Origin of the sequence: Pseudomonas sp. SWRI18, from assembly GCF_014268345.1 — a bacterium.
GTDB classification, from domain to species: domain Bacteria; phylum Pseudomonadota; class Gammaproteobacteria; order Pseudomonadales; family Pseudomonadaceae; genus Aquipseudomonas; species Aquipseudomonas cedrina.
This window is the reverse complement of sequence record NZ_JACCQQ010000008.1, coordinates 145,545-159,977: the sequence shown is the minus strand read 5'-3', so window position 1 is coordinate 159,977 and position 14,433 is coordinate 145,545. Positions and strand designations below refer to the sequence as shown.

Sequence of the window (14,433 nt, the reverse complement as noted above, 5' to 3'; positions counted from 1 at the left end):
ATCACTCAAGGAAAAATGTAGTAATAACCACAACATTTTCCCGAAATACGCATTCCGAGTGGTGGTGTTCAGCTACCCTCAGTAGGATAGGCCACCGCAAAAGACCATTCATCGATTGGTTGCCACCTTTTATTTGCATCGTCGCCCGAAGGAAAGACTGAATGGACCGCGTGCGAAATCTTCTGGAACAGATCCGGAACCGCCTCGAAGAATTGAACAAGGCCGAGAAAAAAGTCGCCGAGGTCATCCTGCTCAATCCGCAGCAGGCGACCCGCTTCTCCATTGCCGCCCTCGCCCAGGCCGCGTCGGTCAGTGAACCGACGGTCAACCGCTTCTGCCGTTCGTTCGGCGTCAGTGGTTACCCTGAACTTAAATTGCAGTTGGCGCAAAGCCTGGCCAGCGGTGCGGCGTATGTCAGCCGCGCGGTGGAGGCCGATGATAACCCCGAGGCCTACACCCAGAAGATCTTCGGCAGCGCCATCGCCTCCCTGGACAGCGCCTGCCAGGCGCTGGACCCGGCCCTCATCAGCAAGGCCGTGGATTTGTTGATCCAGGCGCGGCAGATCCACTTCTTCGGCCTGGGCGCTTCGGCGCCGGTGGCGATGGATGCGCTGCACAAGTTTTTCCGTTTCAACCTGGCGGTGACGGCCCATGCCGACGTGCTGATGCAGCGCATGATCGCGTCGGTGGCGCATACGGGCGAGCTGTTCGTGATCATTTCCTACACCGGGCGTACCCGTGAGCTGGTGGAAGTGGCGCGTATCGCACGGGAAAACGGCGCGTCGGTGCTGGGTGTGACCGCCGAGAATTCGCCGCTGGCCAAGGCCAGTACCGTGAGCCTGAACATTCCGCTGCCGGAAGACACCGACATCTACATGCCGATGACCTCGCGGATCATCCAGTTGACGGTGCTGGATGTGCTGGCGACCGGCATGACTTTGCGCCGCGGGGTGGATTTCCAGCCGCATTTGCGCAAGATCAAAGAGAGCTTGAATGACAGCCGGTATCCGGTGGGGGATGAGTTCAACTGAGGCTGAGATCGGCTCCAGCAGCCCCGGCCTCTTCGCGAGCAAGCCCGCTCCCACATTTTGACCGAGTCCCACCTTGGAATACGGTCGAATGTGGGAGCGGGCTTGCTCGCGAAGACGGCATCCGCCACACCGCTAAACCCTAGCCCGAGCCTGCAGACTCAGGTGCGCCCTCTCCCCCGGCGCCAGGCTCGCCCCCGCCATCGCCGCCTCCACGCACACAAACCCCGACGCCTCGTTGAAGCTCACCCCCAACAACGGCCGGCTGCCGGGGTGCCATACCACCGTGTCGGCAGTCTCGCCCGTATCGATGCACAATTCCCGCTGCCAGGCGTGGTCCTTGAGCTGCAATTCGCCGTCATGCTGGAACACCCGCTGGCAGCCGCCGTCCACGCGCAGTTCGCCTTCCTGCTGGCAAACCTGGCGGCTGAGCTGGTCGTAACCCTGCGCGCCGTCGAGCCCAGACAGCGCTACCTCATCAACGTGACCAATACGCCAATAGGCGTGCAAAGCATGGCTCAACTGGCAGGGCAGCTCATCCTGATGCTCGGTGCTCAGGCGCAGCTCCAGGGTCTCGCCCAGGTGCGCATGCAGGTCCACCTGCCAGTCGCACAACTGCAACTGCCAGTGCAGGCGCACACCGTCGTCGTCAGTGCTGCTGTCCAGCAGTTTCCAATCGATCAGCCGTGCCCAGCCATGGGAAGGCCACGCATTTTCGCTCGGGTGGCGGCCATACCACGGCCAGCACACCGGCACACCGCCACGGATGGCGCCGACTTGCGGCCATTTGGCTGCACACCACAGCCAGGGTTTCTGGCCACGGGGCTGGAAGTGCAACAGCTGTGCGCCCTGGCGACTGAACACCGCCTGGCACAGCGGATGATCGATCACCAGCACGTCACGCAGCTGAAAGCGCTCCCAGGCGAACACCGGACGCTCGCGCAAGGATTTGAAAAAGCGTTGCAGCGGTTGCTCATGCATGTGCCACCGTCCTGAAAATCATGTCGCTCAAACCTTGGGGAAACCTGTGGGAGCTGGAGTGCTCCCAAAAAAAAGCGGATAGCCATGGCTATCCGCAAAATGCGCACAGAGAGAAGGAGCTTATCGCAACAGCGTTAGAACGTAGACTGGATTTTCAGGCCAGCCACCAGCGCGTTGTCGACTTTATCCACGCCGCCAGGTTGCACGACGTATTGCAGGTTAGGACGCACGGTCAGCCAGTTGGTGACGTGGAAGCCGTAGTTGATTTCGAAGTTGTATTCGGTTTCACGGATCGGCGTGTACAGCGGGTTGTCGTAGTCGCTGACGCCGTTGGCGACGTTGCGCAGTTCCGAGTCTTCCTTCACGTCCTTGTTGACGTGCAGGCGCGCGGCACCAATGCCGACGTCATCTTTTGGACGCGCATCGAATGGGCCTTTGTACACCAGCATGATCGACTGATAGTTGTCGACCAGGTTGGTTTCCTTGTCGTGGAACGTGGCGTTGGCAGCGATGTTCAGGCCACGCGTAGCGTCGCCGTTGTGCGTGGTGAGTTGCTGTTGCGCAACGAACCAGTAGCCTTTCTTGCTGCTGCGGGTACGGTAAGCCGCGCCGGTGGTGGCCGCATCGTTGCCGTTGATGTCTTCACGGACATCGGAAGCATCGGCGGCGCTTTTGTAGTAACCCACGCGGTATTCGCCCGGCAGGTTATTCACCTTCGGCGACCAGACCAATTCCACCGGGATCACGGTACCCTTGGTGCCACTGCCGCTGAGTTTGAAGCCGTTGCCGTGCTCCAGCTGCGATGGGTTCTGGTTGTACGCACCGATTTGCGCATACAGCTCAGGCGTGATGTTGTACTTCACGCGGATGGCTGCCTGGCTGACCGGCCAGTTGTACCAGGTGTTCACGTAGTTACCGACCTGCGAGCCGCAGAACGACAGGTTCTGGAAGTCGCACGGGAAGGTGTTGAAGTCTTCGCCTTCACCGAAGTAACCGAGTTTCACATCCAGCTTGTTGTCGAACATCTGGTGCTGGATCCAGAACTGGGTCAGACGCACCATGTGGCCACGGCCGTAGACTTCCATGGACGAACTCAACGTGCCGGCACGTGGGTCGCCAATGCGGTCGTTGGAGATGTTCTGGCCATTACGGTTGGTGAACTGGATCTTGGCCTGGGTGTTGTCCCAGCCCCACAGTTTTTGCAGGTCAAGCGCAACGCCCAGACCGAACTGGTCGGCGTAGCGACCGGTCTTGTCGTTGTTGTAGCCGCCGTGGGCGTTGTAGCCCATTTCCCCTACGTAATCGGCCTTGATGTCGATACCTTGCTCGATCAGCTTGGTACGCTCACCCCCCCAATCGCCGGTCATCCATTTCGAATCAGCACTGAATGCATCGGCCGCCATCGCATTGGCGGACAGAACCAGGGCTGCTGCAGCTGACATTTGGCAGATCAGCCGAGTGTTGTTGTGTTGCTTTTTCATCCCTACATCCTCGTCTTTATTGTTATTAAACTGTTTTTATCTAACGCGGTTTACATTTTTTTATCTGAAACAACAACTTATCTGCTTCAGCGGCCTTTGAATTGGGCCACGTTATCGGCATGCCCCTGTGCGGGCAATGAGGAAGCAGTGCCCAGTCGCTCGCCTGTGTTGGCGTCGAACAGCAGTACCTTGGAAGGATCAAATTGCAAGGTCAGCGTCTCGCCCACTTGCGGCGCCACGTCGGGCGCCAGGCGGCAGCATACCTTGGTGTCATTGAGCTGCACGAACACCAGGGTGTCCGGGCCGGTCGGCTCGGTGACCTGGACTTCGGCGCGAATGGCCGAGCCACTGTTGCCCTCGCCCACCGCCAGCATGATTTGCTCCGGACGCAGGCCCAGGATCACGTCGCGGTCTTCAAGCCCGGCGTCGCTCACGTTCAGCACCAGCTCGCAACGGGCCTGGCCGCTGTCGAGCAGGGCCACCAAGCGGCCGTCCTTGCGTTGCAGGCGCAGGGGCACGAAGTTCATCGGAGGCGAGCCAATGAAGCTCGCCACGAACTGGTTTGCCGGGTTGTTGTAGATCTCTTTCGGCGTACCGAACTGCTGGATGATGCCGTCCTTCATCACCGCGACTTTGTCGCCCAGGGTCATCGCTTCGATCTGGTCGTGGGTCACGTAAACCGTGGTGGTCTTGAGACGCTGGTGCATCAGTTTCATTTCGGTGCGCATCTCGACGCGCAGCTTGGCGTCGAGGTTCGACAGCGGCTCGTCGAACAGGTAGATCTTGGGGCGACGCGCCAGGGCACGGCCCATGGCGACACGCTGTTGCTGGCCGCCGGAGAGCTGGCCTGGCTTGCGGTTGAGCAGGTGCTCGATCTGCAGCAGCTTGGCCACGCGCGCCACTTCGGCGTCGATGTCGGCCTGGGGCATCTTGCGGATCTTGAGGCCGAACTCGATGTTCTCGCGCACGCTCATGGTCGGGTACAGCGCGTAGGACTGGAACACCATGGCGATGTCGCGATCCTTGGGGCTCATGCCGCTCACATCCTGGTCACCGATCATGATCGCGCCGCCGGTGATGGTCTCAAGGCCGGCGATGCAGTTCATCAACGTGGATTTGCCGCAACCCGAAGGGCCGACCAGGATCAGGAATTCGCCTTCCTTGATCGACAGTTCGATGTTCTTCAAGGTGTCGGGCAGGCCGGCGCCATAGGTCTTGTTTACATTGCGAAGTTCAAGCGTAGCCATGATTACCCCTTGACCGCGCCGGCCGTGAGGCCGCGCACGAAATACTTGCCTGCGATCACATAGACCAGCAGGGTCGGCAGCCCGGCGATCATCGCCGCCGCCATATCCACGTTATATTCCTTGGCCCCGGTGCTGGTGTTGACCAGGTTGTTCAGCGCCACCGTGATGGGCTGGGAGTCGCCACTGGAGAACACCACGCCGAACAGGAAGTCGTTCCAGATCTGGGTGAACTGCCAGATCAGGCAGACCATGATGATCGGCGTCGACATCGGCAGAATGATCTGACGGAAAATGGTGAAGAAACCCGCACCGTCCAGGCGAGCCGCCTTGATCAGCGCATCCGGAATGCTCACGTAGTAGTTACGGAAGAACAGCGTGGTGAACGCAAGGCCATAGACCACGTGGACAAATACCAGGCCGGTGGTAGTGCTGGCCAGGCCCATCTTGCCCAGGGTGAACGACGCGGGCAGCAATACGGTCTGGAACGGCAGGAAGCAGCCGAACAACAACAAGCCGAAGAACAGCTGCGAACCGCGGAAGCGCCAGAACGACAGCACATAGCCATTCAACGCACCAATGGCGGTGGAGATCAGCACGGCCGGAACGGTGATCTTGATCGAGTTCCAGAAATAGCCATCCACGGTGGCCCAGGCCTTGACCCAGCCGATGCCGGTGACCACGGTCGGCCAGCTCAGCAGGTTGCCGGTACTGATGTCTTCCGGGGTCTTGAAGCTGGTGAGCAGCATCACCACCAGCGGCACCAGGTACAGCAGCACAGCGAAGATCAGCACCGCGTAGATCGCGATGCGACTGAAGCTGATGGCAGGTTTGGAGGCGAGACTAGTCATTACGCTTGGTCCTCAGCTCGGAGTAGAGGTAAGGCACGATGATCGCGAGGATCGCACCGAGCATCAGGATTGCACTGGCCGAACCCATGCCCATCTGGCCACGGCTGAAGGTGAACGAGTACATGAACATCGCCGGCAGGTCGGACGAATAGCCCGGACCGCCGGCCGTCATTGCCGCCACCAGGTCGAAACTCTTGATCGCAATGTGCGCCAGGATCATCACCGCACTGAAGAACACCGGACGCAGGCTTGGCAGCACCACGCTCCAGTAGATGCGCGGCAGGCTCGCGCCGTCGATCTGCGCGGCGCGGATGATCGATTGGTCAACGCCACGCAAGCCGGCGAGGAACATTGCCATGATAAAGCCCGAGGCTTGCCATACGGCAGCAATCACCAGGCAGTAGACCACGCGGTCAGGGTCGATCAGCCAGTCGAGACGGAAGCCTTCCCAGCCCCAGTCACGCAAGAGTTTGTCCAGGCCCATGCCCGGGTTGAGCAGCCATTTCCAGGCGGTACCGGTGACGATCATCGAGAGCGCCATCGGGTACAGGTAAATGGTGCGGATAAAGCCTTCACGACGGATTTTCTGGTCGAGGAAGATCGCCAGCGTCACGCCGATGACCAGGGTGATGCCGATAAACATCCCGCCGAAAACAGCCAGGTTCTTGCTCGCTACCCACCAGCGGTCGTTGTCGAACAACCGTGCGTATTGCGCAAGGCCTGCCCATTTGTAAGTGGGCAGGAACGTGGAGTTGGTGAACGACAGAACAAACGTCCACAGGATGTAGCCGTAGAAGCCCACCAACACGATGAACATGCTGGGCGCCAGCACCAGTTTGGGTAGCCAGCGCTGCAGTGCATCGAACGGCGAGGCTTTGCTGAACACAGCAACAGAACTCATGGGAAAATCCAGTACAGGGAAAAAGGACTACAGGGTAAGTCGTGAATCAAGAGCAGTTTCTGTGGGAGCTGGCTTGCCTGCGATGGCATCACCTGGATGTATCAGATACACCGAGGTGCCTGCATCGCGGGCAAGCCCGGCTCCCACATAAGCACAATCCAACCAACTGTTACTTGGCAGACTTGATCGCAGCACCAAGCTTCTTGGCGGTGTCGGCCGGGTCGGCTTTCGGGTCGTTGATGAAGTTGGTCACGACATCAAAGAATGCACCTTGCACCGCCAGGGTAGTGGCCATGTTGTGCGCCATGCTTGGCTGCAGGCCGCCTGACTTGGCATCTGCCAGGAAATCCTTGGCGGCGGTCTGGGCGCAGGAGTCGAAACCGAGCTTGTCCATTTCGTTGAGCATGTCGGTACGAACAGGGATCGAGCCCTTGTTGATGCTGAACACTTTCTGGAAGTTTTCACCCAACACGACTTTGGCGATGTCCTGCTGGCCAGCCGCAGTGCCTTTGTCTTTCTGCTTGAACACCGCCAGGGAGTCGATGTTGTAGGTGAAGGCTTTGTCGGTGCCCGGGAAGGCTACGCACTCGTAGTCCTTGCCGGCGACTTTCTTGGCGGCGGTCCATTCGGACTTGGCCCAGTCCCCCATGATCTGCATGCCGGCCTTGCCATTGATGACTTTGCCGGCTTCCAGGTTCCAGTCCTGGCCTTTGCCGTCGACGTCCATGTAGGTCGCGACTTTCTTCAGTTCGGTCAGCGACTTGACCATTTCCGGGCCGGTCAGCGCAGCGTTATCCAGGTCGACCAGGGCTTTCTTGTAGCCATCGGCACCCATCACCGACAGTACGACGGCTTCGAAGACGGTGCTGTCCTGCCAAGGCTGGCCACCGTGGGCGAGCGGAATAAAGCCGGCGGCCTTGAGCTTGTCGCCCGCTGCGTAGAATTCTTCGAGGGTGGTCGGGTTCTTGGTGATACCGGCTTTCTTGAAAACTTGCGGGTTGATCCACAGCCAGTTCACGCGGTGGATGTTGACCGGTACGGCGACGTAGTCACCTTCGTACTTCACGGTGTCGGAGACTTTCTTGTCGAGCAGGGAGTCCCATTTTTCGTCTTTGGCGACAGACTTCAGTACGTCAGTGTCGAGCAGACCGGTGGACGCCCATTCCTGGATGTCGGGGCCTTTGATCTGGGCAACGCCGGGTGGGTTGCCGGCCACCGCGCGGCTTTTCAGCACGGTCATGGCGGTGGCGCCACCGCCACCTGCGACGGCACCGTCTTTCCAGGTGAAACCGTCTTTTTCAACTTGGGCCTTCAGGACATCTACAGCCGCTTTTTCGCCGCCCGAGGTCCACCAATGCACAACTTCAACCGTACCCTTGGAGTCGGCGGCAAATGCACTGAGAGGAAACAACGAGGCAATGGAAATAGCTACGGCGAGGCGATTAATCGCGTTCATCTGAATACCTTTTCTTGTTGTTATGCATGCAAGTCTTAGGCTTGCGCTGCACGGAGTTTAAACATGGATTTTTTTGGCGCAGGTAACAAAGGGATGTTCAAATGTCACCAACTGGTGACATAGCGCCCCGCCCCGATTGCACTGGCCAGGCTTGGCGCCAACGGCAGCGCAGGCAGCAATACCGCTTGCCAGGCATGGTACAGGTCTGGTTTGCCGCCCCAGATGTTGCTGCTGGGCCTGTTGTGCGGGCTGAGCTCGTGGTGCCAGCTGCCGTGGACCCGGTCGATAAAGTAGGTTTCGCAAAACTCCCAGAAACGCCGGTACCAGGTTTCGTAGTGCAACTCGCCCGTGCGCTTGAGCAAGGCCTGGGCAGCGGCGCTGGCTTCGGCATGGGTCCAATGCAGGCGTTCGCGCACCACCGGACGGTGGTTCCAGTCGAGGGTATAAACGATGCCGGGGGCACCATCCACCGACCAGGCGTATTCGCAGGCGCTGGCAAACAGACCTTTGGCATCGGTGACCAACCAGGGCGGCGTGGCCAGCCCGGCTTGCAGGCGTGCAGCTTCCAGATGCAGCACCAGCCGCGCCCATTCGAAACCGTGGCCGGGTGTGATGCCGTAAGGGCGAAAGCCGTCGGCGGGGTTGTCTTCGTTGTAACCGGGCAAGGGTTTCCAGTGCGCGTCGAAATGCTCGATCACCATGAACTGGTTGCCGACGGCGTGAGTGTGGATGACCCGCTCGACAATACGCAGCGCGCGGTCGAGCCAGCGCGTGTCGCCGGTCACATCGGCCAGGGCGAGGAAGGCTTCGGTGGCGTGCATGTTGCTGTTGGCGCCGCGATAGGCTTCGACACCGCTCCAGTCCTGGGCAAACGACTCGAGCATCACGCCCTCTTCCTCGCTCCAGAAAAACTGGTCGATGATATGGATCGCGTCGTTCAGCAGGTTTTGCGCACCGGGCGCGCCGGCTACGACCGCCGAGCTGGCGGCCAGGGCGACAAAGGCGTGCAGGTAGGCGGCCTTGCCACGGTTGCCATCGATGGCCTGGGGCGCGGCGAACCAGCCACCGTGCTCATTGTCACGCAGCGGGCCACTGAGGGCGGCGACACCGTGCGCCACCAACTCGGCATACCCCGGCAATCCGAGCGCGTGGGCCATGGCGAAGCTGTGGGTCATGCGGGCGGTGTTCATGGTTTCGGCATGGGCGTCGGCCGGCAGTTGGCCTTTTTCGTCCAGGTTGCCAAAGCCGTCGGGCAGTCGAGACGCCTTGGCAAAGGCCAGCAGGCGCTGACCTTCCGCGGCAAGCCAGGCGTGATGGGCAGGCGCGTTCAGCCAACTGCTGGCAGGCAGTGGTTGCATGGTCATGGTTAGCCCTTTTTGTTTTTTGTGGGATGACCGAAGTCTAAACAAGGGCGCGGTGAGGTCATGTAACGAAGGGGATGGGAAATGTCACCAAGCGGTGACATTCTGCAAACCGCATACAACTCAACGTCTGGTTGCAATTCACTGTGGGAGCGGGCTTGCTCGCGAATGCGGAGCGTCAGTCACTACATGTGTTAACTGAACCACCGTATTCGCGAGCAAGCCCGCTCCCACATTTGGACCTCGTTTATATCATTGACCCGGCGGCGTGGCCGTCGATGGCGCATTGAGCCGCTGGTTCAGGTACTGCACCTGGCTCTGCAACGTGGTGATATTGCGTGTGGTCTGGATGCGGAACACGTCGAACTCCTTGTTGGTCGGCGCATCGCTGTTGGTCGGCTGGTTGTCCTGGGCGCTTTTGAGTACCACCAGGTCCTGCTCGATACGTGCAATCGCCGCGCTCGGGTTGCCCTGTTTCTTCAAGGCGGCCACGTCAGCGGAAAGCTCCTTGATTTCGGCGTCGCGCCTGCCCGCATCGCCTTGTGCCGCCTTGAGCGTCGCCACGGCGTCGGTCAGGGCCTGGACCTGGCCTTGCAACTTGCTGTTGGCGTTGGAGAGTTCGGTGGTGCTGGCGGTCATTTGGGCCAGGCGCTTGTCCAGCTCGGTGGCTTGGCCGGCCACGCCGACCTGCTGCTTACCCTGTTCCAGCAACTGGCTTTCCAGTTGCTTGATCTGCTGCTTCAGCGCTTCGCTGCCGTTGTTGACGCTGGCCTCACTGGCCACCACCTTGCCGGAAATATCCTGCAGGCGCCCCGCCGCTTCTTCGCTGATGCGCGCAAAGCTTTCCTGGGTGGCGACCAACTGCTGGCCCATCAGGGAGATCTGCTGGAAGCTCCACCAGGCCAGGCCTGCGAAGGCGATCAGCAGTGCGCCGACCAAGGCCCACAGCGGCCCGGTGCTGGCACTCTTGACCTTGACCACCTTGGGCGTGCGCGAACGCACCGAGGTGGCCGGGCTCAGTTCGAAATCATCGTCATCCCCGACATCCGCCCGCAGGCTGGGAACGTTGTCGAAGTCGTCTTTAGCATCGTTGCGCATGAATCAACCCTGAATCGGTGAAGTGGCGAGCGACCGGAGTATAAACCGCGTTCCCGGCGCACTGATCGACCCGGAACACCGAAATCGGTTCCCGAAGTGTTGCCTGTTGTGTGCTTACTTGAACCCCGGATCCTGGGCCTTCCACCAGGCGCAGAACTCGTCGAGGGCGGTCCACAGGCTGACCTTGGGCTCGTAGTCCAGATAATGCCTGGCCCGGCTGATGTCGAGGGTGAAATCTTTGTTCATCACTTGCATGCCCAGGCGCGACAACGCGGGCTCCGGACGACCGGGCCACATCGCGCAAAAGGCTTCGTTGAGCGCCGCCACGCTGTAGGACAAGCCGTAGGACCGATAACGTCTCACCTGAGGCAGTTCCATTTGGCGCATCACGTAGTTCACCACATCCCACAAGGGCACCGGTGCGCCGTTGCTGATGTTGTAGGCCTTGCCCAGTGCCGAACCGGTGGCGAGCAAGCTGCTCAGCAGCGCTTCGTTGAGGTTGTGCACACTGGTGAAGTCCACCTTGTTGAGGCCGTCGCCAACGATCGCCAGGCGGTTCTTGCGCTGCATGTTCAGCAAGCGCGGGAAAATGCTCATGTCGCCGGCCCCCGTAACGAAGCGTGGGCGCAGGGCCAGCACTTGGAGACCGAACTCCTGGGCACCGAACACTTTTTGCTCGGCCAGGTATTTGGTGGCGGCATAGGGGTGCTTGAAGCGCTTGGGCACTTGCTCTTCGGTCAGCCCCAGATGGTCGCGGCCGTCGAAGTAGATTGAGGGCGAGGACAGGTGCACCAATCGGCCGACGCGCTGCTTGAGGCAGGCTTCGACGACATTTTCGGTGACCAGCACGTTGCCCTGGTGAAAGTCCTGGTAGCGCCCCCACAACCCAACGGCGCCGGCGCAATGCACCACGGCTTCGACGTCGCGGCACAGGTCGCGCACCAGGGCCGCGTCATTCAAGTCACCCTGGATAAACTCGGCACCGCGCCTGACCAGGTGCTCCACACCTTCGGCACGTCGCCCGTTGACCCGCACGTCCAGGCCCTGCTCCAGGGCGAAACGCGCGAAGCGCCCGCCAATGAAGCCGCTTGCGCCGGTGACCAGAATCTTCATGTATTACCCCGTGTCCTTTGTTTTTTCATCGCTGTTGCCTTGACGCGCGCCATCACTCCAACGGCACCAACCATTGCCCACATGCCTGGGCCAGATGGTCGGTCAACAGGCCCAGCAATTGCCCGCCACTGCGCCAATGATGCCAGTACAACGGCACATCGATGGGCTTATCTGGCAATAACTCGACCAATACGCCCTTTTCCAGCTGGTCGCGCACCTGCAATTCCGGCACCAGGCCCCAGCCCAGGCCCGCTTCCGTCAGGCGGATGAAGCCTTCGGACGATGGGCATAAATGGTGCTCGAAACCGCCGTCCACGCCGAGGGATGCCAGGTAACGGTGTTGCAGGAAATCATCCGGGCCGAAGACCAATGCCGGGGTGCGCGCCAATTGGTCGGCGCGCACGCCCTGTGGAAAGTGGCGGGCGATAAACGCCGGGCTGGCCAGTGCGCGATAGCGCATAGCGCCCAGCAACAGGCTGCGGGCGCCGGCCACAGGGCGTTCGCTGGCGCAGATACAGGCCGCCACCTCGCCGGCGCGCATGCGCTTGAGGCCCACGGTCTGGTCCTCCACCACCAGATCCAGCAGCAAATGCTGCTCGGCACAAAAGTCGCTGACCGCCTCGGCCCACCAAGTGGCCAGGCTGTCGGCGTTCAGCGCGATACGCAGGCGCTCGGGCATGCCCTCCTCGTCCAGCGCCGGCACCTGGCTTTGCAGGTCGCGCTCCAGCAGGCGCACCTGCTGCACATGGTTGAGCAGGCGCCGGCCGATATCGGTCGGCGTCGGCGGCGTGGCCCGTACCAGCACCGGCTGGCCGATACGCGCCTCCAGCAACTTGATGCGCTGGGAAACCGCCGATTGCGAGAGCCCCAGCACCTGGGCGGCGCGTTCGAAACCTGCCTGTTCCACCACCGCCGCCAGGGCAGAAAGCAATTTATAGTCGAACATCAGTTTCTCTAATGGGTGATCAGCAATATTTGTTTTTCTTATACAGCCTCGAGCCGGAGAATAGCCAGCATCGTTAAGAGGGTCGTGAATTATGTGGCAAAGCTATGTGAACGGATTGCTGGTGGCGCTCGGCCTGATCATGGCCATCGGCACGCAAAACGCCTTTGTGCTGGCGCAGAGCCTGCGTCGTGAACATCACCTGCCCGTGGCGGCGCTGTGCGTGATCTGCGATGCATTGCTGGTGGCCGCCGGCGTCTTCGGGCTGGCCACGGTGCTGGCCCACAGCCCGATCCTGCTGGGGATAGCGCGTTGGGGTGGCGCTGCGTTTTTGCTGTGGTATGGCGTGTCGGCCTTGCGTCGAGCCTGTTCGAAACAAAGCCTGGGCCAGGGCGACAACGTCAAGATGCGCTCACTGCGCGCCGTACTGCTCAGCGCCTTGGCAGTCACCTTGCTCAACCCTCATGTGTATCTGGACACGGTACTGCTGATCGGCTCGCTGGGTGCCCAGCAAACCGAACCCGGCGCCTATGTGGCCGGTGCCGCCAGTGCTTCATTCCTGTGGTTCATGACCCTGGCACTGGGCGCGGCATGGCTGGCGCCGTGGCTGGCACGCCCGGCGACGTGGCGTCTGCTGGACCTGTTGGTGGCAGTGATGATGTTCAGCGTGGCCTACCAATTGATCAGCGCCTGAGCAATATTCCAAAACGCTCTGGAACCTCTATCCCACACAGTTGTTGCGTGGTTTTGCCGCACCCCCGGTGCTATGATCCGGACCCTGCGCCGCAAAGAGTACAAACTCCCCGGCGCTTGTTTGGCCGCCCGTGATCGGCCTTGCGCTCACCGCAACTGACCTGATTAGGAGAATCATCATGGCTTTCGAATTGCCGCCGCTGCCCTACGCACACGATGCCCTGCAGCCGCACATCTCCAAGGAAACCTTGGAATACCACCACGACAAGCACCACAACACCTATGTCGTGAACCTGAACAACCTGGTGCCAGGCACCGAGTTCGAAGGCAAGACCCTGGAAGAGATCGTCAAATCTTCTTCGGGCGGCATCTTCAACAACGCCGCTCAGGTCTGGAACCACACTTTCTACTGGAACTGCCTGGCGCCAAACGCCGGCGGCCAACCTACCGGCGCACTGGCCGAGGCGATCAACGCTGCGTTCGGTTCGTTCGACAAGTTCAAGGAAGAGTTCACCAAGACGTCCGTCGGCACCTTCGGTTCCGGCTGGGGCTGGCTGGTGAAAAAGGCTGACGGTTCCCTGGCCCTGGCCAGCACCATCGGCGCCGGCAACCCGCTGACCAGCGGCGACACCCCGCTGCTGACCTGCGACGTGTGGGAACATGCCTACTACATCGACTACCGCAACGTGCGTCCAAAATATGTGGAAGCGTTCTGGAACCTGGTCAACTGGAAGTTCGTGGCTGAGCAGTTTGAAGGCAAGACCTTCACTGCCTAAGCAACGCTTGCAGTAGAAAGAGCCCGGCGATTGCCGGGCTTTTTTATGGGCACTCAAAAGCAGCAAGCTCTCTGGAATCGTGGAACTCGCAAAAGGGAATGTGCCACGCACTGAGTGAGAGGAATAACCCTCTCGCGCTCTTCTGGAGAAACAATGATGGAAGAAATCGGAAAAGCAGGCGGGCAGATGGCGATGCAACTCATCACCGGCCTGATGAAAGGTCTCGCGGGCGGTGCAGGTGGCGGCGGCGATGAAGGCGCAGCAGCAAAAGCACCAAGCCGACCAGGCGAGGACAACATGCCGCCGCCACCGCCAACGATTAACTTTTCAGTTAGTTGACAACTGCACTTGCGATGCCGAGGCCCATTGGCATGCAGCGCGTTAGTCGAACAGTCAGACGGCGGAGCGAATCCGCCGTTTTTTTTTGGTTTTTTCTCCAGACCAGCCTTGAAGGCGCCGCGTGCCCCATTGTTCCTTTGACTGCCTTCACCAGATTGCCAATACTCA

14 protein-coding genes are annotated in these 14,433 nt (G+C 60.4%); 4 read left to right on the top strand and 10 right to left on the bottom strand.

Annotated elements, in window-relative coordinates; translation table 11 throughout:
- The first annotated feature begins 170 nt into the window (after positions 1-170).
- Positions 171-1,031, top strand: coding sequence for a MurR/RpiR family transcriptional regulator (locus H0Z09_RS11700; RefSeq protein ID WP_170039859.1), 861 nt, complete (start codon positions 171-173; stop codon positions 1,029-1,031).
- A 132-nt stretch (positions 1,032-1,163) separates the two neighbouring features.
- On the opposite strand, the gene H0Z09_RS11695 is transcribed toward H0Z09_RS11700, so the two are convergent.
- The 10 genes from H0Z09_RS11695 to H0Z09_RS11650 all read right to left on the bottom strand — a co-directional run bounded on the left by H0Z09_RS11695 (position 1,164) and on the right by H0Z09_RS11650 (position 12,460).
- Complete coding sequence (locus H0Z09_RS11695; RefSeq protein WP_186690680.1) at positions 1,164-2,009, bottom strand: D-hexose-6-phosphate mutarotase; 846 nt, start codon at positions 2,007-2,009, stop codon at positions 1,164-1,166.
- A 134-nt stretch (positions 2,010-2,143) separates the two neighbouring features.
- Positions 2,144-3,490, bottom strand: coding sequence for a carbohydrate porin (locus tag H0Z09_RS11690; protein WP_186690678.1), 1,347 nt, complete (start codon positions 3,488-3,490; stop codon positions 2,144-2,146).
- A gap of 86 nt (positions 3,491-3,576) precedes the next feature.
- A complete protein-coding gene (ugpC, locus tag H0Z09_RS11685; RefSeq protein WP_186690677.1) occupies positions 3,577-4,737 on the bottom strand; it encodes a sn-glycerol-3-phosphate ABC transporter ATP-binding protein UgpC in 1,161 nt (386 codons plus the stop codon).
- A gap of 2 nt (positions 4,738-4,739) precedes the next feature.
- Positions 4,740-5,585 (bottom strand): carbohydrate ABC transporter permease, encoded by an 846-nt coding sequence (locus H0Z09_RS11680; RefSeq protein WP_186690676.1) that lies wholly within the window; start codon positions 5,583-5,585, stop codon positions 4,740-4,742.
- Entirely contained in the window at positions 5,578-6,486 is a 909-nt protein-coding gene (locus tag H0Z09_RS11675) for a sugar ABC transporter permease (protein WP_076949697.1), read from the bottom strand. The genes H0Z09_RS11680 and H0Z09_RS11675 overlap by 8 nt, the downstream gene beginning before the upstream one ends.
- Before the next feature lie 169 nt (positions 6,487-6,655).
- The gene (locus H0Z09_RS11670; protein WP_186690675.1) at positions 6,656-7,942 is read right to left on the bottom strand and encodes an ABC transporter substrate-binding protein; all 1,287 of its coding nucleotides are present in this window, start codon (positions 7,940-7,942) and stop codon (positions 6,656-6,658) included.
- A gap of 104 nt (positions 7,943-8,046) precedes the next feature.
- Positions 8,047-9,306 carry an AGE family epimerase/isomerase gene (locus H0Z09_RS11665; protein ID WP_186690674.1) on the bottom strand — a complete coding sequence of 420 codons (1,260 nt, stop codon included), beginning with the start codon at positions 9,304-9,306 and terminating at the stop codon, positions 8,047-8,049.
- Positions 9,307-9,555: 249 nt separating this feature from the next.
- Positions 9,556-10,401 (bottom strand): ATPase, encoded by an 846-nt coding sequence (locus H0Z09_RS11660; RefSeq protein WP_186690673.1) that lies wholly within the window; start codon positions 10,399-10,401, stop codon positions 9,556-9,558.
- A gap of 114 nt (positions 10,402-10,515) precedes the next feature.
- Positions 10,516-11,514, bottom strand: a complete 999-nt coding sequence (locus H0Z09_RS11655; RefSeq protein WP_186690672.1) for an NAD-dependent epimerase/dehydratase family protein — start codon at positions 11,512-11,514, stop codon at positions 10,516-10,518.
- A gap of 52 nt (positions 11,515-11,566) precedes the next feature.
- Positions 11,567-12,460 carry a LysR family transcriptional regulator ArgP gene (locus tag H0Z09_RS11650; RefSeq protein ID WP_186690671.1) on the bottom strand — a complete coding sequence of 298 codons (894 nt, stop codon included), beginning with the start codon at positions 12,458-12,460 and terminating at the stop codon, positions 11,567-11,569.
- Between the two features lie 91 nt (positions 12,461-12,551).
- Here H0Z09_RS11650 and H0Z09_RS11645 point away from each other — a divergent pair, with 91 nt between their 5' ends.
- The 3 genes from H0Z09_RS11645 (at position 12,552) to H0Z09_RS11635 (ending at position 14,265) form a co-directional block, all read left to right on the top strand.
- Positions 12,552-13,151, top strand: a complete 600-nt coding sequence (locus H0Z09_RS11645; RefSeq protein WP_186690669.1) for a LysE/ArgO family amino acid transporter — start codon at positions 12,552-12,554, stop codon at positions 13,149-13,151.
- A gap of 178 nt (positions 13,152-13,329) precedes the next feature.
- Positions 13,330-13,926, top strand: a complete 597-nt coding sequence (locus H0Z09_RS11640) for a Fe-Mn family superoxide dismutase (RefSeq protein ID WP_003212997.1) — start codon at positions 13,330-13,332, stop codon at positions 13,924-13,926.
- 153 nt (positions 13,927-14,079) lie between these two features.
- Positions 14,080-14,265, top strand: a complete 186-nt coding sequence (locus tag H0Z09_RS11635; protein WP_186690668.1) for a hypothetical protein — start codon at positions 14,080-14,082, stop codon at positions 14,263-14,265.
- Positions 14,266-14,433: the final 168 nt, after the last annotated feature.